Genomic DNA, 23,938 nt, shown 5'->3' on the forward strand with positions numbered 1-23,938 from the left:
CATTTGGAATAGGAATTTAGTAATTGTAAGGAAAATGGTATAATTTAGCTATAAAAGAGTTGGTGTAGGATGTTTTAGAGAAGACTTATTATTTTTGAACTCTACCTGAAATGTTGGAAAAGGGGATTTTTGATTCGAAGGAGCGCGTTAATTATGCATAAAGGCATTATCGATAATAAGCAAACGGGTCTAGTTGGGGATGTGCTTAAAGAACATATTAGTAATGGAAGTAAAATATCAGTCGCAGCAGCTCACTTTACATTATATGCATTCGTTGAATTGAAGAAAGAACTCTCTAAAGTGGATGAATTTAGATTCATTTTTACAGAGCCAGCATTTATAGACAATAAAGACTTCAATAAAATGCAAATCGAAAAAAATGAAGCTTTGTTGTATGGTGTGGATGAAGAACACAAATATAAAATGGAACTAACGCAAGGTTATATTGCAAGAGAGCTAGCCAAATGGTTAAGATCCCACGCTAATTTTAAATCCGTAACAAAGCAAAAAATACAAGGCGGCCTATATCATGTGGAGAATAAGGATGGGAGCCAAATAGGATTAGTTGGCGGAGCGCCTTTCTCTAGCGCAGGTCTTGGATATAGTAATTCATCTAGTATGTACATAAATAATATTATCGTTGATAATGAATCGAACCATCAGCTACTAAAAAATTTTGAAGCAATTTGGCAAAATGCAGTTGCTTTACAAGGTGTTAAAGAGCAGATCATAGAGCGAATTGAGTCGTTATATCAAGAAAACTCACCTGAGCTTATTTATTTTGTTACCTTATACAATTTGTTTAAAGAATTCTTAGAGGGTGCAAAGGACTTTGATGCCTTACAGTCAAAGACTGGATTCGAAAATACACTGATTTGGAATAAGCTTTACGATTTTCAAAAAGATGGTGTAGTAGGAGCGATTAATAAAATTGAAAATCATGGTGGCTGTATAATTGCTGATAGTGTGGGTCTTGGTAAGACATTTGAAGCATTAGCAGTCATTAAATACTATGAGTTAAGAAATCACCGAGTACTTGTGTTAGCACCCAAAAAGCTTAGAGAGAACTGGTCGATCTATCGACTAAACGATAAACGGAATATTTTATCAGAGGATCGTTTTTCCTACGATTTATTAAACCATACTGATTTATCAAGAGAATCTGGGTACAGTGGAGATATCAACCTCGAACACGTTAATTGGGGAAATTATGATTTGATTGTGATTGATGAATCTCATAATTTTAGAAACAATGAAGCGCGCAATGATCGAATAACAAGATATTCTAGACTGATGTCAGATATTATTCGTGCTGGGGTAAAAACCAAAGTGTTAATGCTATCTGCAACTCCTGTAAACAATAAATTAGATGATTTAAAAAACCAAATTGCATTTATTACTGAGGGTGACGATGCAGCTCTTAATACTTCAGCCAATATTAAAAACATTTCGCATACCATTCGAGTGGCTCAGTCACAATTCAATAAATGGAGTAATTTATCAGACGAAGAGCGGACTACGGATCGTTTATTAGATATGCTAAGTTGGGATTATTTCACTTTACTTGATTCATTAACTATCGCTAGATCTCGTAGACATATAGAGAAATACTATAATATGAATAATATTGGTAAGTTCCCAACACGATTGAAACCAGAGAATAAGAAAATACATATTGACAAAAAAGGTGAGTTTCCAGCTCTTGAGAAGATAAATAATGATATATTACGTCTTCGATTGGCTGTTTATTCTCCTATGCAATATATTTTGCCACGTATGAGAACGACATATAGTGAGAAATACGATACAAAAGTGGCCAATGGACAAGTATTTCGACAAACAGATCGTGAAAGTAACTTAATACATTTAATGAAATCGAACTTATTAAAGCGATTAGAAAGTTCTGTTCATTCTTTTTCATTAACACTTGATAGCATCATTTTCAATATTAATTCTTTCATTGAAAAAATTGAGAACTACACTCCTGCTACAGATACAACAAATGATATTATGGATGTTGATGTAGAAGATCCAGAATTAGAAGATGCTCTCATTGGTTCGAAAGTAAAAATATTATTAAAAGATGTAGACTTAGTTCGTTGGAAACAAGATTTGCTTTATGACAGAGAAATCCTTGCTAACTTATTATCGTATGCTAAAAAAGTTTCACCTCTAAGAGATGAGAAATTATTAATTTTAAGAGAAGAAATCAAGCAGAAAATTGAGAATCCAATTAATGAACAAAACAAGAAAATACTCATATTTACAGCGTATGCAGATACAGCTAAATATTTATATGAGAATTTACATAAATGGATTCTTCAATACTTTGACATTCACACTGCACTGGTAACTGGTTCAGATAATCCTAAAACAACATTAAAAATAAAGAAAGTGGATTTTAATAGTATTTTAACTAACTTTTCCCCACTTTCTAAAGAAAGACAAAAAGTAATGCCTGATGTACAAGGGGAAATTGACATATTAATCGCAACGGACTGTATATCTGAAGGGCAAAACTTACAGGATTGTGACTATTTAATAAACTACGATATCCACTGGAATCCAGTCCGAATTATTCAGAGATTTGGGCGAATTGATCGACTGGGAAGTAAAAATGAAAAAATCCAACTTGTCAATTACTGGCCTTCTATTGAACTGGACGAATATATCAACTTAGTTGGTAGAGTTAAAGACCGGATGACCATTCTTGATATCTCTTCTACAGGCGAAGAAAATGTGATTGCCGAAAACAGTAATGAGATGAAGGACTTAGAGTACCGTCGAAAACAGTTAGAGAAGTTGCAAGACGAGATCATCGATTTAGAAGATATATCAGGCAACATTTCACTTACGGACTTTACAATGGATGATTTCAGGATGGACTTGTTGAACTATATGAAAAAGAACGAAGAGATTGTGAAAAATACACCATTAGGATTATTTAGTATTACAACAAATAGGAATGAGAAACTTCAAGACGAAATTCAAAAAGGTATTATTTTTTGTTTAAAGCAAATTAACAACTTCACTGCTACTGATGAAAAAAATGCACTTCATCCCTATTATCTAATATACATGAAGGAAAATGGAGAAGTACTTTACAATCATGTTCATGTGAAAAAAATATTAGACTTGTACCGCTCATTATGTCACGGTCAAGATGGTGTAGAGGAACATTTATATAATGCATTTTATGAGGAAACAAAAAACGGAAAAGAGATGGATACGCACAAAGAATTACTAGAAAACGCGACAAATGAGATTGTCGGAAAAATGGACGAGCAATCAACTTTAAATATATTTAGTCTCGGCAATCTAGATAGTCTCGTAACAAGTGCCAATACTAGTTTACAGGATTTCGAAATTATCTCATATTTGTTTGTAAAGTAAGGATGGTGAAAATGGCTACATCACTCTTCTATCAAGTTATTGGATTAGATTCAAAGCTTGAAGCTCTCAATAAAAAGTTAGATAAAAAGATGTTTTATGATTATGCTGATTTAAACAAAAAAGAAAAAAATGTCATAACAAAATACATTGATCGGATTGAGTTAGCGTACCTGCTAACTCCTTCCACTATTAATATCCAACCATTCATAAACGAAGATATACATTACGAAGGTGTTACGTTTATAACTGTTCGGCTAAGAGAGGAAGCAACCGAAAAACAAGTAGCAATTGTTGAAGAAGTAATTCATGGAGCTTTACCTAACCCAGTAGTCATTGTCTTTCATTTAAAAGAGAAATTGCTTGTAAGTACTTGTATGAAACGCTTAAACAAAGTTGACAAATCCAGTGTTGTGTTAGGTGATATTCATCGAACCTCTTGGTTAAAGTTGGAACATGATACTAAAATACAAAATCAGTTTATTAAGACAATCCATGTACCAAATTTAAATTTTAATAATTTTTTTGTGTTTTACAAAGATATAGACCTAGCTGTAGAAGCATCTCAAAATGCTGAAACTATAGGTAGTTATCATATTGAAAGAGATCATCAAAAACACGACCAACGACAAAGGATTATTCAGCAAATAAAGGACTTAGAGCTGGAGATAACAAAGTTAAAATCGGCTATCAAGAAAGAATCACAATTCAATAAAAAAGTGGAATTAAATGTTAAAATCCAACAATTTAAAAAGCAGACTGATCAATTGAAAGAAGAATTAGTTTTGTAAAGGAGAAATTCTCATGGATAAGCTCGAAGGAAAATCACTAGACCTAGCAAAGAAAAATGTAGAAACACTTAAACAACTATTCCCAGAGGTCGTAACTGGAGGGAAAATTGATTTTGAAAAATTAAAAGTTGTTTTAGGTGAAGAAATTGAAACACATAAAGAAAAATATGAATTTTCATGGCATGGCAAAATGCAAGCATTAAAAATGGCACAAACATCTTCTACGGGTACATTACGCCCAGATAAAGAATCAAGTAAAAATTGGGGTGAAACAGAGAACCTCTATATTGAAGGAGATAACCTTGAAGTATTAAAGTTACTTCAAAAAACTTACTTTGGAAAAGTAAAGATGATTTATATAGATCCACCTTATAATACTGGAAAAGATTTTGTTTATAAAGATGACTTTAGAAATAATATAAAAAATTATAAAGAATTGACAAAACAGGAGTCAAAGGCGAATTCTGAGATTAATGGAAGATACCATACAGATTGGTTAAATATGATGTATCCAAGATTAAAGTTAGCAAGGAATTTGTTAAGTGAAAATGGGGTTATATTTATATCTATTGATGATACTGAAGCTTATAATTTAAAAAAAATATGTGATGAGGTCTATGGTGAAAGCAATTTTATAGGAATGTTTGTAGTGAATTCTTCTCCGAGCGCTATCGATTACGGCCATATAGCAAAAACAAATGAATATGCAATGTTTTATGCTAAGAATATAAATTACACAGATACTAGCCATTTACCCGAAGAAGATAAGCAATTCAAATATCGCGATGAAAAAGGGGAATTTAATATTTATCCTCTTTATAATGGAAACGTTGCGTTTAATCCACAAACAAGACCTAATTTATATTACCCATTCTATTTAAATCCAAATAATAAATTGGATGATACTTTTTATGAAATTGGTTTAGAAAAGAAAATGGATTGGATTGAAGTATATCCCGTAATATCAAAAAAGGATGGTATACAAAGAGTATGGAGATGGGGGAAAAAGAAGGCTGCTGAAGGTTTAAACGATGAAATTGTGGGCTATAAAACTGATTCTGGAGAGTATCGAGTAGTCCAAAAAAGTAGGCTTACTGGAAAAGTGATTAGGTCACTACAATTGGATACTGAGATTTCTAGTAGGAAAGGAACAGGCGAATTAGAAAAAATATTTAACAGGAAAATTTTTACCTTTCCCAAACCAACTGAATTGATAAAAAGATTTGCCACTATTAGCACTGAAAGCAATGATTTAATTCTAGACTTTTTTTCAGGGTCTTCAACAACCGCTCATGCTATTCTCAAGTTAAATGCTGAAGATGGTGGTAACCGTAAATTTATTATGGTTCAGTTACCAGAATTAACTGATGAAAAATCAGAAGCATACAAAGAAGGTTATAAAAATATTTGTGAAATCGGTAAGGAGCGCATTCGTCGTGCTGGTGAACAAATTGTTCAAGAAACTGGTAAAACGGAATTAGATATTGGTTTTAAAGTTTTTAAATTAGATTCTTCAAATGTTAAAACGTGGGAGCCAGACTTGGAAAATTTAGAACAAGGTATGTTGGAACAACTCGAAAATATAAAAGAAGGCCGAACGAATGAAGATTTACTTTATGAAATTCTACTGAAGGTTGGAATTCCATTCACATCAGAAATAGTGAAAATCGAATCCAGTGGTAGAGTTATTTATAATGTTGCTTATGGTTCTATACTGTTATGTCTGGAAAACGAGATTGATCTAGACATTGTAAATGAGATGATTAAACTTAAATCAGAGGATTTTGAAACAAAAGTTATCTTTAAAGAGTCAGGTTTCTTAAATGATTCTGTAAAAACGAATGCAATTCAAACGTTGAAAAAGAACGGAATCAACGATGTAAGGAGTGTGTAAAAGATGAAGTTAAAGTTTCAATCTGACTTAACTTATCAACGACAAGCAATTGATTCCGTTGTCGACATATTTAAAGGTCAACAGGTGAAACAGTCTAACTTTACTGTTTCTTATGGTGAAGATGCAGGAATGATTCAGACGGATTTAGGGATAGGTAACCGGTTAGATCTTACTCCAAATGAAATATTAAAAAATGTACAAGAATTGCAGATTAAAAACGGTTTAGCTAGAAGCGAAGCCCTAAATGGCATGAATTTTACTGTTGAAATGGAAACAGGTACTGGTAAAACGTATGTTTACTTACGATCTATTTATGAGTTGAATAAACAATATGGATTCTCTAAGTTTGTTATTGTTGTACCATCTGTTGCCATTCGTGAAGGTGTATATAAATCATTACAAATAACGGAACAGCATTTTAAAGATTTGTATGATCGTCAACCATTAGAATACTTTGTCTACGATTCAGATAAGCTTGATCAAGTGCGTAATTTTGCTACTGCAACAACAATACAAGTCATGATCATTAACATTGACGCTTTTCGAAAGAGTTTTGTCGATCCTGAAAAAGAGGATAAGGCTAATGTAATTCACAGAGCAAATGATCGTTTAAATGGATATCGGCCGATTGAATTCATTCAACAAACCAATCCTATTTTGATTATTGATGAGCCTCAAAGTGTTGATACAACGCCAAAATCTAAAGAAGCTATTTCATCATTAGAACCGTTATGTACCTTACGTTATTCAGCTACTCATGTAGAAAAATATAATATGATTTATCGTTTAGATGCTGTTGATGCTTACAACGAAAAGCTTGTAAAGAAAATTGAAGTGATGTCTGTTCGATCAGAGCAATCATTTAATCTTCCATATATTAAATTGCTTGAAGTGAAAGAAAGAAAAGCGAAAGTAGAGTTAGATGTTGAAACGAGAGGAAAAGTAAAGCGAGCTGCTAAAACGGTAAAATATGGCGATGATCTATATGATGTGTCAGGTGAACGAGAATTATATCGGCATTTTATCATTGAGCAAATCGATTGGGCGGAAGGAAATGAATCAATAGAGATTAATGGTCATCATTTGAGAATTGGTGAAGCCATTGGAGAAATAGATGATGATACAATTAAACGTTACCAAATTCGAAAAACAATTGAAGAACACCTTGATAAAGAGCTAAGTCTAAACCACCGAGGTATTAAGGTATTAAGTCTGTTTTTCATTGATAAAGTAGCTCACTATCGAGAATATGACAAAGACGGGAATACACTAAAAGGGAAGTATTCCGTTATGTTTGAAGAGGAATACAAAAAGCTAATAAAGAAACCGAAATACCGTACTTTATTTGATGATATTGATGTAGAGATAGAAATAGACAAAGTACATAATGGATACTTTGCTCAAGATAAGAAAGGAAAAGTAAAGGATACAAAAGGTAATACGCAAGCGGACACAGATGTTTACAGTTTAATTATGAAAGAAAAAGAGAGACTATTGAGTTTAGAGGAGCCTCTTCGTTTTATATTCTCCCACTCTGCTTTGCGCGAGGGTTGGGATAACCCGAATGTATTCCAGATTTGTACTTTGAAAGATTCTGGAGGTACGTATGTCAGCCGTAGACAAGAAATTGGTCGTGGGTTACGATTGGCTGTAAATCAAGATGGTGAGCGGGTGCTAGACTATAATGTGAATACACTGACAGTCATGGCCAATGAATCATATGAGGATTTTGTTGCTAACTTGCAAACAGAAATGGAAGAACAAACAGGAATTACATTTGGAAAAATTGAAAAACATATTTTTGCTAAACTAGCTTATCTTGACCAAGAATCTGAAGAACCGGTGGCTCTTGGGTATGATCTTTCTAAGAAACTATATGAAAGTTTGAAAGCAAATGATTATGTTGATAAGAAGGATAAAGCTACATCAGTCTTAAAAGAAGCATTAGAAACTTATGAATTAGTTTTGCCAGAGGAATTTCAACCTTGGAAAGCGGCAATTGTCAAAGAGCTGAAGCATATTACTAGTAGTCTGCCAATTAAAGATGGCAGCAAGAAACGAAAAGTGAAATTAAATAAAGCGATTATTGACAGCAAAGAATTCATTGAATTGTGGGAAAAAATCAAATATAAAACAGTATTTACAATTGACTTTGATAGTAGTGAATTAATTAAAAAGACAATATCTAATATACAAAAGATGAACCGAATAGAGAAAATAAGAATTATTTCTCGTAAAGATGGAATCTCATCACTTGATCGAATTACAGGTGTTCAAGGTGCGACATTAAGTGAACGACTAGAAGATTATGTTGCTGTTCATCATACACTACCAGATATCATCACAGAGCTACAAAATAGAACAAACTTAACCCGGAAAACGATTGTAGAAATACTGACTGGTAGCAAGCGTTTAGATGATTTCAAAAATAATCCGCAAAAATTCATAGAAGAAGTAACGAAAATAATAAAACGTGAAATGAAATTACTCCTTAGAGACGGAATTAAATATTACAAAATCGACGATGAGTCGTATTACGCAGTAGAACTCTTCCAAAATGAAGAACTTCTTGCTTATCTTAATGATAATGCTGTTCAAAGTAATAAGTCACCATTTGATCATGTTTTATATGACTCAGACATTGAAGAAAGTTTTGCCAAGAGATTTGAAAGTGATGAAAGTGTCAAAGTATATGTGAAGTTGCCAAACTGGTTTAAAATCGAAACGCCAGTTGGAAACTATAATCCAGACTGGGCAGCGGTAATTAACAAAGATGGCGAAGAAAAACTGTATTTTGTTTTAGAAACGAAAGGTACCGATGTTGAAGAGTTCCTTCGTCCAGAAGAACAAGCTAAAATTCAATTTGCCCGCAAGCATTTCGAGGCGATTAATGCAGATGTTGTTTTTGAGGGACCTGAGAGTGATGTAGGGGAATTCATGTTAAGGGTATCGAGTCGTTAAGTAATACATCAACTAATGCGAATAGAGGGAACATTAGTTGAACATAAACACTTGAAAGGATGTAAGATGCGTTGGCTGAAATTAAGTTTGAAATTGTAGATACTATAGCTGTTTTATCTGAGTCATCCACAGGATGGAAAAAAGAATTAAATTTGGTTAGTTGGAATGGTAGAGATCCTAAATATGATTTGCGTGATTGGTCACCAAATTACGAAAAGATGGGTAAAGGTTTGACACTATCCAATGAAGAGGTAATTAAACTGAAGGAAGCACTAAATAATATCGTTAAATAGCACTTCAATTAGATCAACTAATTGCACGAAATGGAAAAGAATATTAAAGAAGAGCCGTGACATTCATGGCTCTTCTCTTTGTGTATAACATTTCGGTAAAGTGGGCATAAAGATAATAATGGTTTAGGTAATATAAGTATCTAGGGATCCCTCGATGCTTATTATCCCTAATTAAAAACGTAAAAAACCCTTGATATCAATGGATTCTGGGAATTTAAGAAATCGGAATTTTGATTATCGGCAAAATCTTTAGGTATTGCAAGTAGGCAACTATTATTTTTTAGGTAAAGCAAGCAGTTGGTTTTCATAAAAAAAGCTACTGTGTATTAAACAGCAGCTATGCAGACTCATTAATAGAATTTACCAAGTTCTCTAGGTCAATATACGGAGTAAGTCGATATTCAATTTTAATGTGATTTTTTCTATTAAAATCAACTTCAACTGATTCAACAGCGAGCAAGATAATGGATCGTTTTTCTTCCAGAGAGTATTCGTGAATGCTTTGTTTAAATCGATCAATCAATTCAATTTGTGTTTCGTCATTTTGTAAAGCTTTTATTTGTTCCAGAGCAGTATTTAACTCTGTGTTATTCTTTTCAAAGAGCCTAATTTGAAGCTCAAAGCTTTCTTTTACATCTTTGAAAAACGCTTGGCTTTGATCTAGCATACTGAATTTGTATTTTAATTTTGAAATAGAATCCTTTGTTTCAGTAATTTTTTTTCTGAGAACTTTATTCCAACTCATGAGAATCTTTTCTATTTCTTTTAGGTGTTGATTTAATTCTTTAGACCATCGTTTTGACAAGTCATTTACTATGACTTCGTTTAAATCGTCCATGTTCAACTTTTGCTTACATGAAGGACACCGATAATACATATACTTCTTTTTTGATTTAACGGGTGTCGAGTTTTTGGTAGTAAGCTTAGTATTACAGGAGCTACAGATAGCTATATTTCGTAAAATAAATGGACTATTCATCTGTTCCTTGTTTTTTTTGTACTCCCTTAAATAACGAGTAGTGTTCCAAAGGTTCATCCCGATTAGCGGTTCATGGTGGTTTGGTTCCAAAAAAAACTCACCTTCGGGTCTACGTTTACTATTTTCAAAACTAGTACGTGCAAACCATGCTAAGTCACCAGAATACCAATAATTATTTAAAATATACCTTATGCTTGAATCCTACCACTCTTTAGCATCCTGTGATGGTGTTGGGATTTCAGCCTTATTTAGAAAATCAGCGATCTTGTCTTCGCTATATCCATAGCTGTACAAATAAAATATGAGCAGTACGATGAACACAAAATCGTTTGTTTCAAATTTATCTGGTTCCTCAATAGTTAGCGAATAACCTAAAGGGTTACGTGATGGGGGACGCTGTGGTTTAGGTTTATTTTTAGTTAATATGTTATGAAAGTCGTAAGCTTTCGTTGATTTTTCAACTGACTCATCATGAGCAAAGGAAAGTCTTCTTGAACCTGAAGATTATTTTCATCCCACTCGCCATCTATCTTAGTAGAGTAAACCTTAAAGTTAGGTTTGAAATCTTTAATTGGTCTAAGAATGTTCAAAACATAATCTTCAATTAACCTTGTTTGTCTGGATTCATCAAAAAAGATAGTGCCAGTTGCATTTTTGTTACTAAGAATAAAACTCTTCATTTCTAACATCTTTTCCCGCTTTTGGGCTGGAACATGAAAGGCAGATGTAGCTTTATCAATAAAAATAACAATAGCATTGTAGCCTTCTATTTTAGTTCTTGCTAATATTTCTAACAATTGTGTGTTTAGTGAATGGCCAGATGTTTGTTTCTCATCGGACCAACGAATATATGCTGTAAGCAGCTTTATAGAATCTCTATAAATATTCCACGGTTTTTTTGCTACTTCAAAGTTTGGTAAGGGTTCTTCAGTAAGGAAATATACTCCATTATGCTGGTAGCAATATTTATGCATTAAGTTCAATGGAATCACCATCCTTAATGAATTTACCAAAGTTCACGTAATAAATGATAGAATCTGTACTAACTTCTATTTTGGTAAAAAATAAAGAAGACAAAAAATAAAGGTCATATCCTTGTAATTCTTCATTCATGGTGTTTTTTATTATTTGAACGTGTTCTTTTAAATGATTTTTAGCATCATCAATTTTAATTAACATTGAGTGAGTTTCTTCAATCTCTTTTTTTATACTTCTAGCTTTATAAACTAGCTTTTCAAATTTGATACTTGGTTCTATGGTGAAATTTTCTGTGATCTCTTTATGAATTTCAGCTAATTTTCTATTATAAGAAATGAGCTTGGAATCATTAGTACCTTTAAGTTTATTTAAATAAGCAACTACTTCTGCTTCTACCTTGGCAATTTCAATACGGTTAATCACTTGAATTAAGTGTTCAGAAATTAAAGCGTTAAGTTGGGTAACCTCTATTTTCACCTTTTTATGCTTCTTTTGACATATATAATAGCCGCTTTCTCCAAGTTCAGCAGTTCTAAAGGTCATACTTTGTTGGCAAATACTGCAACATGGTGTCACAATGCTATGTTTTGTTGCTTCCGTCATAGCTGCTACTAAATCGTCATTTAAATTCTTTAATACTTCTTGAATATCTTGGAAATCTTCTAAAGAAACTATTGGGGTAACGTGATTCAATTTTTCAAATCCATAAATAGTTTCCATGTGTCCCGCGTAGAAAGGGTTGCTTAAATACTTTAGCAAGTTGTGATATTGTTTATTATTTAAAACTTTCTTGTACTTCATAATCACTTGGAATAGATCCTCTGTACTTTTGATTCTCATTACCTCGTAGAAAAAAGATCTTAAAGAATTTTCTATTTTGGGATTTGGTATATATTTCACATCTTTCTTTTTACCAATTCTTTGATATCCGAAAATGTTTGAAGGAAACTGTTTATTGGTATCATTTCTCCTAGATGATATATTCATCCCGTCACTCTGAGCAAACATTCCATACAATGCCTCAATAGCTAGTTTTTTTGAAAATGATGGTTGATTACTTGCAGTAAAGATAACCTTTACTCCATGCTTATAAAACACTTTCACTAGTGCGACGTATTCATAAAAATTTCTTGCTAATCGGTCACGATGATAAACAATAATGGTTTTTACTTTACCTTGTTTAATGAGCATCAGTAATTCTTGCAACTTTGGTATTTCCTTAGTTGTTAATTTGTTGGCAGAATACCCATCGTCTTCTAACCAAATTACCTTATCCTCATCAATTTTATGATTATGAATATACGCTTTTGCAGTTTGGATTTGCTTTTGAATATCTTGTTGAGCGGTACTAACTCGTGAGTACACAGCAATAAAATCCTCATAAATTTTCTCTTTATCAATATAAAGCATAAAACTCTACTCCTATTCCATAATTTTCTCACTTTCCATTAGCAACATTCCTTTCGTTGTTGGAGTTAATTCAAGTTCATCAATGACAATTTTCTCAATGAGTCTTTTTAAGAAGTAATACGAATCTGCTTGAAGTTCTTCGTTAAAAGTAACCTTTACAACAGGTTTGAAGTCCATGATTTCCCCTCCCGTCAAATAAAATTAGTACAATCATTGACGGGTAGGGAGAATTTTATACTATATACTTTTCGTTATCAGAATCTAAATCTATATGCAATTGATACGAGAAATCACATTCTGTGTTAGCATCTCTTGATACAATAACGATCTTTGGTTCAATTGCTGGTACTTCAAGTTCGCTCAGTAGCTGAATCAGATTTTGCACCGTTATCACCTCCTTGCCTAACATAGTAATGAATAAATCTTTCAAAAACGTGTTTCGAGACTTCAGCCTCTACACACTTGTCTAATAATCTATCAATCCAATCTTCATGCAATTCTCGTTTCTTACTCTTATCTTCTGTCATTTGAACTTTCCTCCAATTGTCACTATAGAAAGAAAAGACCGCAGCACATAGTTATCCTCTATAGGGATAACGTCATGTAAACTGCGGACTTCGCTTGTTTGTTTACTTTATTAAATTTTTAATCAACCGGTTAATCAGGAATCATTATATCTTGAGATTTCTCTCATTTTAATATCAGATACAAGAAAATTTCAAAAAAGAAAAAGAAGAAATGCACATAGGCATTTCTTCTTTCCTTTGACATACAAATTGCACTAACAATTCTATGGTGTTCAATTATTAAAAATGTTATACCCATTATCTCCAAAAATAAGAACACAAGCCCCGTATGTATAATATTGATTATTACTGGATAATATTGTTAGCGAATAAATGGAAAGGAAATATAGTTAATCTATATGTAAAAGATCCTAGCAAGGCTAGGGAATTAACTGAATGAAAGGAGTGCTATTTTAATGAAATTTGTGTTTTATAATGACACAGGTAGACGAGTGAAAATTCATCCTGCAACTTTTCACGGATGTATTACTAAAAAAGAGCCTATTAAACATTTAGAGGAAAGAGAGTTTATTTTACCAGAAGGAACTTTTGCATGGACCAAGATGTGGGATTATGAGGAGTCTGGTTTGAGCATATTAGTAACGCCGATGGTTGACAAAAAATAAAGAAAATCCAATCGATCCAATAGTTTATTAGAATTAAGGAGCGTTAAAAGTGGGAACGTATATTAATCTAGCTATATTACCTAGTAGTATATCTAATTTAGAATGGGAACAAGTTTATGAGGAAAGTTTAAAGTTAGTAAATGCCTTTCCTTTTGCAGACGTTGTAAAACGAGAATACTTTGGATATGAGCTTCTCGTCTATGTAAGGCTGTAGAAAAAACAGATCCAGAACGACACTGGGTTATTAGAGGGGATTTAGAAAGTAAAAGATTTGCTGAAACTTTTACTTTATATAGGGATATCAGTCATTATCAATCGATAAAATTAGAAAGCATCCAAAAAGATATTTTGTTTGAAGAGGACCAGTTACAGATTGATGTTTTTAATTCTAAAACACAGGGATATGAATATCATCTGTACATTTTGGCAATAGCAATGTTAATTGAGAGCCGCTTGCCAAGTAAAAGTATGATGAGTGGAATTATCGATTATGATCAATGTGTGAAGGCAAAACAATGGGCAGATCAATTTCTCTCATCACCAATCGAAATTCCAGTACGAGTTGATGTGGACAGGTTACTGTCTAAAAGCTCCTATGTTAATAATGAGATGGAACAGCTTCAATTTATTAATAAATGGCTGATTGCTGAACAAGAAGAAAAGTTTAAACTGATTTACCGTCACTTCTCTAGAAAGACTTTTATAGAGTGGTTTGGCAATGAGTTAAAGACATACTCTTCCCCTAATCAGCTTGGTGCATTGAAAATGTTAATTTATTTTATTAATACAACGGTTGACTTAAATGACTTACTGCTTATCATATGTAAATCTAAAAACGGACCGCAGTTTTCTGATTCAGAAGTAATCAGAGCTGTTGCCCGGACATGGGTTTGCTTGCCAAGAGAAAAATTCTCCTTTTTAGATGTATTCGCCAAAGTTTCTGGTCATCCCGAAGTGACAGAACGGCAATTTGGTACAGTAATGATGGATGTGATGTTTACAGGGCGGGAGATAAAAACATATATCCCATTAACCGAAGTTCTGAAAGATTTAGAGGCTTTTTTTACTAATACAACAAGTGATATCGAATCAATGTTAAATCAGGAAATTACCAAGATTGAAGATCAATTATTAGCCTTTCATAATCAAATCCGTCCAGCTTTTGAAATTAAGGAAGCTGCCACTGAAGACAAAATGTATTTAGCTGATGAAGATGCTTATCTATACTATGACGGCAGCACGATTGTATTAACTGACGAACAAGAGTTTACTTTAAAAGTAATTGCCTACAGTATTAAGACATTCTTAAACAGAGAAGGAGCTTTAAAGGAAGTTCTCTCTGTACCTTTAGAAAAACTAAAGCTACTATTAGCTGCCTTTGTTAATGAAAAGTTCAACATGATTCTAACAGAGCAAGCGTGGCAGTGGATTGATGAGACAGATGATCCTCTATTGGTGAGAATTTTACTAGTAAAGTTAATTATTGATGATGCAAATGATCTGAAACATGTGAAATCTCATTCGGATGTTCGGAAAGCGATGTTTGAAAATAAGTTGCTTACCAAAATAATTGCCGTTTATATGGATAATGAAACGATAATGGAGGAAATTGAAAAAGATGTTAGCCAATTTGACTAAAAAATGAAGTGAACAATTTACATGGAAATATTAAAAAAATGCTATAGGTTACATGAGATTATCAAAGGGTAGTTCATGTTTCCTAGTAGCATTTTTTTGTTCTTTAAATTGAAGACATATTGGCAATAAAATTGAACCAAAGGTACGGTGAGGCTTTAAAATCGCATCTTGAAATACAGATATGAACTACAAGAATTCAATGGTAAGTATTGGATAAATTTGTTGAATGGTGTAGAATTTTAGTGAATATTACAAAAGTGCTAACTTTCTGAATAACTATATAAATGGTTGCCTTTCTAGAAAAAATTTAAGGGGATGTTATAAGGTGAAGAAATTCTTAAATAGTGCGGGTTCAATATGGCGTAAGTGGGATTTACATGTTCATTCTCCAGCCTCAATCTTACATAATGAGTTTGGATCGTGGGAGGAATATTTTGAAAAGCTAGAGTCCTTAGAAGATATAAGTGTTTTAGGTATAACAGACTATTACTCTATTGAGGGTTATTTAAGAGTAATGGAGTATAAAAATGCTGGAGGATTAAACAATATAGATTTAATTCTTCCCAATGTAGAATTGAGAATTGATACTGTTACTGCACGGGATAGGCCAATTAATACCCACGTTATTTTTTCACCAAATATTATAGAACATATAAATGATAAGTTTTTTAGAGAACTTAAATATGAATATGGTGGTAACACGTTTAGTTGTACAAATGATGATTTAATAGAATTAGGAAAAATGACTAAAACTAGGGATATTAGCGATCGGGAAGCACTAAAAGAAGGTATGAACCAATTTAAAATTTCTATTGATAGATTAAAAAATGTTTTTGGTCAAAATAAAAAGATCTTTGAGAATAACGTATTCACAGTTGTTGCTAATAAATCTACTGATGGAGCTTCTGGTGTTAGAGAAAATTCCATGCAAATAGAACAGCGAAAAATTTATCAGTTCGCTGATGCTGTTTTTTCAAGTAGACCTGCAGATAGGGAGTTTTTTCTTGGTAAAGCGTCAAATCATTCGAAAGAAAAAATAATAGAAAACTATGGCTCCCTGAAACCATGTATTCATGGTTCAGATGCACATAAAATAGAAAAAATATGTAAACCAGAATTGAATAGATATACATGGATCAAATCGGATCCCACGTTTAATGGGTTATTACAGATTATTCACGAACCAGAAAAAAGAGTTACCATACAGGAAAATAACCCTGATTTAAAATCGGATTACAATATTATTAATTCAATTAAATTTCTTGATAGCAACGAGTTTACTTCTACAGAGATCAAGTTGAATTCTGGATTGAACACAATAATTGGAGGTAAATCTTCTGGTAAATCGCTACTTCTATACAAAATAGCACAAGCAATTTCTACAGATGAATTAGAAACTCGGATGATGGATGATAAGTGGAAGAATCCATATTCATCCAGTTTTATAGAAGGTTTAAAATTTCAAGTTAACTGGAGAAATGGAGATTCTTCTAATAATTTTTCTGAAAGTAAAGGGAAAGTTACATATATTCCACAAATGTATATAAATTCTTTATCAGAGGAAACAGCTAATAAAGATTTACAGAAAAAGATTGTAGAAATTTTAATGCAAAATGAAGCACATTCGAGGTTCTTCACAGAAAAACGAGAGCAAATTAAAAATTTCTCTAAAGAAATCAAATTTGATATTGGACGTTTATTTGAGAAAATTCAGGATTTAATTACAAATGAAGAAAAAATCAAAAGTGAAGGAAATAAAGAGGCACTCCAAAAAGAATATGACAAACTTCAAAAACTGATAGATGAGAGAATTAAATCTTCCAACATATCACCAGAGGGTGAATTGGAAATGAAACAATTCGAAAACGAAAAGAAAGAAATTCAGAATTTAATCAGAGAAAATACTCAAAATAACGAAAAAGGCATAGCTGCTTCAAGAGAATTAAATTCTTTGGTTTCATATTTTAATAGTAGTATAAAGGACTTATCTATAGGGTTACCACATGAATATTTAGAGCTTACGGATAAGTTAAGTATTCAAGTAAATGAGGCTTTTGTGAATACGCTAAATGAATTTGATATTAAGAGTAAAGCATATTTAGAGTGGAAAAAACTTCAGGATGAAAAGGTTGTGTCAATTGAAGAAAAGCTAAAGCCATATCAAGACAAATTAAAAGGTTTATCAGATATATCTCAGTATCAACAAAGTTTAAGTGAACAAGAAAAATTAATAAAGCAATTAGAGATATATGAGGGAACAAACAAGGAACTGAAGATTACTATTAACCAGATAAAAGAAGGGATATATTATACTTTTGAAAGATATTTAGAAATTCTATTAGAAATAAAGAACTATTTTGATGACAAAAATGAGTTCTCAAATTTGATTCTTAAAACTGATATTATCTTTGAAAATACGAAATTTGAGGAAAGCTTCCTATCGTTATTTAATAGGAGGGGAAAGATAAGTAACTTATTTCCAAATACAGAAGGTTTATTACTTTTTGATGAGAATGACCAATTTATATTTAAAATCGAGAATTATCTTGATAAATTGAAGCATATTTGTGATTCGATTATAGAAACTGATGAGTCGAAATTAAAACTTCGAAAATCATTTACAAAACAAGATGCCGTAGAGCATCTGTTTAATACAGGACAGACAAAAATTGTTTTTGATTTCCTAAAGGACGGAGATAGTTTAAATCAAATGTCGCCGGGCAAACGAGGTTTAGTGCTTTTAGAGTTATTCTTAGAAATGAGTGATGAGAAGCACCCTATCTTGATTGATCAGCCAGAGGATAATCTAGATAACAGAACAATTAGCAAGGATCTTGTTGATATATTGAAGAGAAAAAAAGATACAAGACAAATCATAATTGTAACTCATAATGCAAATTTAGTAGTATTAACAGACTCGGAAAATGTAATCGTAGCAAATCAAGATGGCCAACTTATAGAAAATGCCAATCATAGATTTGAATATTTGACTGGTGGTATAGAATGTGATTTTAAGGAACATGATATTAGAATCGACGGTAAAGGTATAAAAACACATGTTTGTGAAATACTTGAAGGTGGAAAAGAAGCCTTTGAAATACGGGAAAAGAAATATGGTTTTTAGTAGCAAATATATAATTCTCAATGCAGTAAAGGAAGCAATATTAGATGTTTATTTTTTACAGCCACTATCCAATTCTTAATATTTATAGTAACATTTTAGTAGGAATTAATTACTATAAAATTTTAATAATGGCAAACTACTTGAAAAAGTAGGACGCAAAACTAAAGGGGCTAATTCTGTGGAAATGCCAGCCAGTTGCATCTATATACTTTAGATTGTTAAACGCTCTTTATGTGGCGTTTTTTTCTTCTTAAAATAAAAGGCACGTCAATTATAAATTAAAGACAGGAAGTAAAACTCATGGAGGAAAAAACTTTAAATCAAAGTTGTTTTAATGTCGATAATATAAAAGGAAGAAATATTAAGGAATGTTTATCTCCAATTCTAGCATTAGATCTTTCTAAAGATGCAAGTTGATATACCTATGGAGACTCATTTGGCGATATTTACTTACTAGATATTAATACAAATAAAACTCTAAAGAAGATTCCAAATGCTCATAGTAAAACAATACAATGCATCTCTATTTCAGATAATCAAAAGTTCCTCTGTTCAGGAAGTGGTGATAATACTGTAAAAATATGGGATATCAATAGCGGGAAGCTTTTAAGAACAATACAGCATAAAAAAGTTGTTTACTCTGTGAAAGTTTCTTCGAATAACAAATTCATTCTTTCTAGTAGTGGAGATAAAAACCAATGTCTCTACGATATTCAAACAGGAAAAAAATTAATTTCATATAAACATAAAAAAGCTGTTTACTCTGGAGGTATTTCTGCAAATAATTCATGGATTGCTTCTGGTGATGATGAGGGAACTATTAGACTATTTAAAACTAATAATAAAGACATCATTCATACCTTAGAAGGTCATACAGGGCCAGTTTTTGATTTAGTATTTTCTCCTGATTGCCAGTTTTTAGCTTCTGCAGGTAGCGATGGTTGTATTGGAATATGGAATGTTTGGTATGGAAAGTTACTTTTTAAATTAAAAGGGCATAAATCACCGGTTTTTTCAATAGTACTTTCGTCAGATGGAAAATACTTAGTTTCAAGTGGAAGTGATAGTTCAATTATGATCTGGAACATTAAAACTAAGAAACTAATACAAAAATTAAATGGACATAAAAATACAGTCCAATGTGTAAGAGTATCATCTAACCAACAATTCTTTATTTCAGCTGGAATAGATAGGAAAATTATGATGTGGCAATAAATTATTATATTCAAAGAAATATAAATTTATAAATCCCTGCTGGTAAGTTTTAGGAGGTTAATTATGGACGGACAATTATTAAGCCAAGCTTTAGTTAGGCTTTCAGGACAAGACTTGAGGCTAGTATATGCTCTACTTTGTAAAACAAATATAATCAAACTGATATCTACAAAAACAAAAGATTTTATCTCATCAGAAGAATCGAATCATTTTTCTCTCAACGTCGAACAAGAAGCGAATAAGTTGCAGACAATGACAGATGAGGAATTGCGTTTATCACTTTTCCTAGAATTAACGAAAATAACCCAATTAAAAGGTGGAAGATATGATTTACAGAAAGAAATAGAAGATAAATGCCAAGAGATCGTTGACTGGTCATTTTTACAATTTCAAAAAAAGAATAAGGAATTCCTAGCGTATTTTAGTGCTAATGATATGACTAAACTTGAAGCCATGATCAACTGGCAAATGAACCAAGTATTTAAAGAATTGGACTTAAAGCTAACAAATCTATCTGAAAAGGAACAAGATGAACTTGCAAATAAGGTACTTGGTTATGTCAATGCACTTCCGAATGAACAACAAGAGAAAATCAAAGAAAAATTAGGTGTACAGGAAATATCAGATAAAGTTGTTAAGAAAGTGATAGCCCAAAGTGGCGCAAGCATTCTTTTTGCTACTATTGTAGAGGTTAGTGGGTTTGCTTTTTATACTACTATTACATCTGGATTAGCAGCACTAGCTGGGATTTTTGGAATTACATTACCTTTTGGTGCATACACAACACTTACTTCAACAATGGCTTTTTTAGCAAATCCCTTATTTATTTTACCGATGATATTAGGTGGTGGTGTTTTACTTGTTAACCACCAAAACAAATCATTAAGAAAAGGGTTAGTTCCTATTGTATTAATGCAAATATCTTTACCATATTTATCAAGCCCTGAAATTTCTTATCAAGATTTAACTGTTATTTCAAAGGCGTGGAATACCAGATTTAATGCGTATATACATCTTCATGATGAACTAGTTGTTAATTATGGGAATCAGAATACTCTCAATAAACAAATTTATGACTTGAATGTAAAACTACAAGCAAGAGAGTTAAATAAAAAGGACTTAGAAGCAGAGATTAGTTCGTTGAAAAATAATATAAAGAGTCTATTAAAAGACGATAAGCAACGTCCCTATTTCGAGCATTTAACTTCTCAACTTCATTCTGAACAAATTGAGATTAGAAACTTGGAAGAACAAATTACATTTGAAAAACGATATTCAAATAGCTTTTTCAGTTCAATAAAAACGGCATTTAAAACAGGCAATTATCAGTCACAAATTAATACTCGCAGACGGAAAATTGAATCTATATTTAATCAAATGGTAGAAGCTGTTTTGAATAAAAAAGTTATTTATGCTACTGAATCTGTTAATCAAGTTAAGGTTTATGAGTTAGAAATAAATAAATTACTTGATCAAATTTCTTCACTACAAATAGACATAACGAACAAAAGAAATGAATTGTCTAATTTGAAAGTAAAGGAACGTTCAACTAAAAATAAAATGAAAAATAGTGAATCAGAAACATATGGATTAGAACACATTGTAATGGATTAGAAGGTGGCCTAACTATGAAAGGGATAAAAAACCCGCAGTTTTGGAATTTTTGGACACAAAAAAGATATGAAGAGGCATTATCATGTTCAGTTTCCCCAACAGTAGCTTCTCAAGAACAAAGGGTGCGGAATGTATTATTTGGAGGAAGGAAGCAGATTGGGCAAACCGTTGCAATTTCAACGATTAGTGCCGGTGAATTTTTGTATGATTTTATCATGCTAGATCCTTTAGTGGTAGAAGGTATCGATTTTGCTAGGACTGAGGATTTGTCTCATTTGTTTACGTTGAGTGAATTTGCTAAATCAGTTGATACTACATCATTAACAGGTGACATGGCACAGCTTCAAGGGTATGTAGCTGAACGTATGATAGGAACTGAGCTTCAAGCACATGGACACGATGTTGAGTTTCCTTCTACCTCTAATCAAGCAGGCTATGACCTCCTTGTAGATGGAGAACCATTTCAGGTCAAAAATTTAGTAAACCCACAAGGGGTCCGTGAACATTTAGAACGGTATCCAGATATTCCTGTTTATGTGAATGAAGAGCTGGGGAAATATTTTGAGGGTAATTCTCAAGTATATGTCACCTCTGTTTCTCATGAAGAGGTGATTACAACAACAAAACAAACTCTTGGTCACGCAGTAGATTTAACTGATTTTGAAATTCCATACATTACATTTATTGTATATACCGCTTCTAATGCAAAGAGAATTTGGCGAAATGACCTTGCGATTGAACAAGCTGTTATGAATATATTAGTTGATTCGACTACTAAAATTGCATTTGCAAGTCTAGGTAAAGTAACAGGAACAGCACTAGGAATCTCTCTATTTGGACCACAGTATACATTATTATCAGCAGGAATGGGTGCAATCTTATTTGGAAGCCAAAGTCATTTTGCATCTAATTTTATTAAAAAAGCGCTATCAAGAAATGAAGAAAAGGAATTAAAAGATTCAGTTTTTTATTTATCAGAACCAGTACTTAGTAAAGTCGATGAGAAAATTGAAATTAGGCATGACAAGTTGCGTAAACTAAAATCTGGTTTAGAAGAAAGTCAGGCTAATCAAATACTTATTGAGAGTGTTTCCAAAATGCAAAATGAAGACATTCGATACACTAGCTATAAGAGAAAAGAATTAGAAAGAACACTGAATAACATACAAAGTGGAAAAACTTACGCATTAGATGGCTATAAGGATGTGATGAAAACAATACCCAAAATAGGAGTGCATCCATCCCACTACCAAGATGCTCTAAACTTTGCAAATAAAGCCTTTTTAAATTTGAAAGGTAAGTTTTAAAAAGTTAATTCTAAAAGGAGTAAGGATAATGTCTGTAACTGTAATTGATGAAGATATTTTGAAAGAAATATATGAAGCTTCAAGAATTTCGGAAAAGGTAGAAATAAAGCGAAGGCAAGACAAAATAACTCAACGTGACTTAGTTAAGTTGTTGGATATGCCATTAACAGGATATGCTAAGTATATAAAAAATAAAGAAGTTCCAACGGTAACCATTTTAAGGAATATGTTTAGTTTTGTTAGTTTAAATATTGATGAGTATCTAAGTGAAGAATATAAAAATGTATTAAATATAAGAAGTAGTCTAAATAAGGAATTAAGTTTTGTACATGGAAGAATTAGAGAATTAAAAGCTTCGTTAGACAGTTATACAAAAATGATAGATGGGATTGTTGAACAACTAAATAGGTGCGATAATTATTTTGAGGTTGATTTAGAGTTACCAATGGATGTAAATTATTCCTTTTCAGGTAAAGGGTCTTGGGTATCGAATAAATTTCCTTTAAGGAAAGGGATTTACAAGTTCCAAGTAACACACGAAAATAAAACTGCTCAATTTCTTGGTGATCTGTATAATGCTGATACTGAATGTAAAACCAAATCTATATACGGTAGAAATGAGATAATAGAGATTAAGCAGTCTGGATATTATGTATTAAATATTTATCAATCCCCTGCTGACTGGATTGTTAACATAACCAACAGCTTTCCAATGATAGAAGAGTTTTAATGTACGCTTCAAATAGGATTCATCCAGTCTAATGGATGCTAACATTTTGCTAACGCAATCCCATAAAAAACGGTAAATCCCCGTTAAAGATGTTACAACCAGTAATATCCAAAACGTTGATTTACCGCACTTTTCACACCTCTCGTTAACGATGTTACACCCTCAAAGCTTACGGGCGGCATGATGTAATAAGGCCCTCAAACCCTTGGTATGACTGGGTTTTGGAGTAAGATGAGAGTGGTTTGCTAACATTTTGCTAATATTGAAGTTAGACAACGGAGGCTTCTCAAAAGTTTAAGTAAACTTTTGAGAAGCCTCTTTTTTATTTTCTAGTGTTCCTTGTAAAAAAGTATATTGTAATCTTCTATAACTAGTAAGTTTTAAAAACCTTTTAATCCCTGTAAGGCAAAGTGAATGGGTTT

Annotated in this window: 18 protein-coding genes and 1 riboswitch; of the genes, 13 read left to right on the plus strand and 5 right to left on the minus strand. The window is 32.2% G+C overall.

Annotation, left to right across the window (positions count from 1 at the left end; translation table 11 throughout):
• Positions 1–153: 153 nt before the first annotated feature.
• The 5 genes from ADJ83_RS00925 to ADJ83_RS00945 all read left to right on the plus strand — a co-directional run bounded on the left by ADJ83_RS00925 (position 154) and on the right by ADJ83_RS00945 (position 9,329).
• Positions 154–3,393, plus strand: coding sequence for a helicase-related protein (locus ADJ83_RS00925; RefSeq protein WP_048716496.1), 3,240 nt, complete (start codon positions 154–156; stop codon positions 3,391–3,393).
• Between the two features lie 11 nt (positions 3,394–3,404).
• Positions 3,405–4,181: a DUF4391 domain-containing protein gene (locus ADJ83_RS00930; RefSeq protein ID WP_048716500.1), complete on the plus strand. Its 777-nt coding sequence runs from the start codon at positions 3,405–3,407 to the stop codon at positions 4,179–4,181.
• Positions 4,182–4,194: 13 nt separating this feature from the next.
• A complete protein-coding gene (locus ADJ83_RS00935; protein ID WP_048716503.1) occupies positions 4,195–6,075 on the plus strand; it encodes a site-specific DNA-methyltransferase in 1,881 nt (626 codons plus the stop codon).
• Between the two features lie 3 nt (positions 6,076–6,078).
• Positions 6,079–9,036, plus strand: coding sequence for a type III restriction-modification system endonuclease (locus ADJ83_RS00940; protein ID WP_048716506.1), 2,958 nt, complete (start codon positions 6,079–6,081; stop codon positions 9,034–9,036).
• 71 nt (positions 9,037–9,107) lie between these two features.
• Positions 9,108–9,329: a YdbC family protein gene (locus tag ADJ83_RS00945; protein ID WP_048716509.1), complete on the plus strand. Its 222-nt coding sequence runs from the start codon at positions 9,108–9,110 to the stop codon at positions 9,327–9,329.
• Between the two features lie 337 nt (positions 9,330–9,666).
• Here the strand turns inward: ADJ83_RS00945 and ADJ83_RS00950 are convergent, their stop codons facing one another.
• The 5 genes from ADJ83_RS00950 to ADJ83_RS25425 form a co-directional block, all read right to left on the minus strand.
• Complete coding sequence (locus tag ADJ83_RS00950) at positions 9,667–10,167, minus strand: hypothetical protein (protein WP_160314234.1); 501 nt, start codon at positions 10,165–10,167, stop codon at positions 9,667–9,669.
• A 560-nt stretch (positions 10,168–10,727) separates the two neighbouring features.
• Positions 10,728–11,291 carry a hypothetical protein gene (locus ADJ83_RS00955; protein WP_048716515.1) on the minus strand — a complete coding sequence of 188 codons (564 nt, stop codon included), beginning with the start codon at positions 11,289–11,291 and terminating at the stop codon, positions 10,728–10,730.
• Positions 11,275–12,696: a recombinase family protein gene (locus tag ADJ83_RS00960; protein WP_048716518.1), complete on the minus strand. Its 1,422-nt coding sequence runs from the start codon at positions 12,694–12,696 to the stop codon at positions 11,275–11,277. Before ADJ83_RS00960 ends, ADJ83_RS00955 begins: the two co-directional genes overlap by 17 nt.
• A gap of 12 nt (positions 12,697–12,708) precedes the next feature.
• On the minus strand, positions 12,709–12,873 hold the full coding sequence (locus tag ADJ83_RS25420; protein ID WP_160314235.1) for a hypothetical protein: 165 nt from the start codon (positions 12,871–12,873) through the stop codon (positions 12,709–12,711).
• A gap of 55 nt (positions 12,874–12,928) precedes the next feature.
• Positions 12,929–13,081, minus strand: a complete 153-nt coding sequence (locus tag ADJ83_RS25425) for a hypothetical protein (protein WP_160314236.1) — start codon at positions 13,079–13,081, stop codon at positions 12,929–12,931.
• 597 nt (positions 13,082–13,678) lie between these two features.
• On the opposite strand from ADJ83_RS25425, the gene ADJ83_RS00965 reads away from it, so the two are divergent.
• From ADJ83_RS00965 to ADJ83_RS00995, 8 genes are all read left to right on the plus strand, one after another.
• Positions 13,679–13,888, plus strand: a complete 210-nt coding sequence (locus ADJ83_RS00965) for a hypothetical protein (RefSeq protein WP_048716520.1) — start codon at positions 13,679–13,681, stop codon at positions 13,886–13,888.
• Positions 13,889–13,937: 49 nt separating this feature from the next.
• A complete protein-coding gene (locus ADJ83_RS25430; RefSeq protein ID WP_160314237.1) occupies positions 13,938–14,102 on the plus strand; it encodes a hypothetical protein in 165 nt (54 codons plus the stop codon).
• A gap of 134 nt (positions 14,103–14,236) precedes the next feature.
• Positions 14,237–15,526 (plus strand): hypothetical protein, encoded by a 1,290-nt coding sequence (locus ADJ83_RS00970; RefSeq protein WP_048716522.1) that lies wholly within the window; start codon positions 14,237–14,239, stop codon positions 15,524–15,526.
• Between the two features lie 325 nt (positions 15,527–15,851).
• Entirely contained in the window at positions 15,852–18,650 is a 2,799-nt protein-coding gene (locus tag ADJ83_RS00975) for a TrlF family AAA-like ATPase (protein WP_048716524.1), read from the plus strand.
• 120 nt (positions 18,651–18,770) lie between these two features.
• Positions 18,771–18,853: riboswitch (cyclic di-GMP riboswitch) on the plus strand.
• A 241-nt stretch (positions 18,854–19,094) separates the two neighbouring features.
• Positions 19,095–19,865, plus strand: a complete 771-nt coding sequence (locus ADJ83_RS00980) for a WD40 repeat domain-containing protein (RefSeq protein ID WP_342585605.1) — start codon at positions 19,095–19,097, stop codon at positions 19,863–19,865.
• Positions 19,866–19,928: 63 nt separating this feature from the next.
• On the plus strand, positions 19,929–21,479 hold the full coding sequence (locus tag ADJ83_RS00985) for a hypothetical protein (protein WP_048716529.1): 1,551 nt from the start codon (positions 19,929–19,931) through the stop codon (positions 21,477–21,479).
• A gap of 14 nt (positions 21,480–21,493) precedes the next feature.
• On the plus strand, positions 21,494–22,786 hold the full coding sequence (locus ADJ83_RS00990; protein ID WP_048716532.1) for a hypothetical protein: 1,293 nt from the start codon (positions 21,494–21,496) through the stop codon (positions 22,784–22,786).
• A 28-nt stretch (positions 22,787–22,814) separates the two neighbouring features.
• On the plus strand, positions 22,815–23,516 hold the full coding sequence (locus ADJ83_RS00995) for a hypothetical protein (protein WP_048716534.1): 702 nt from the start codon (positions 22,815–22,817) through the stop codon (positions 23,514–23,516).
• The last annotated feature ends 422 nt before the right edge of the window (positions 23,517–23,938 follow it).

It is taken from the genome of Bacillus sp. 522_BSPC (assembly GCF_001076885.1).
Classification (GTDB): Bacteria; Bacillota; Bacilli; order Bacillales; family Cytobacillaceae; genus Niallia; species Niallia hominis.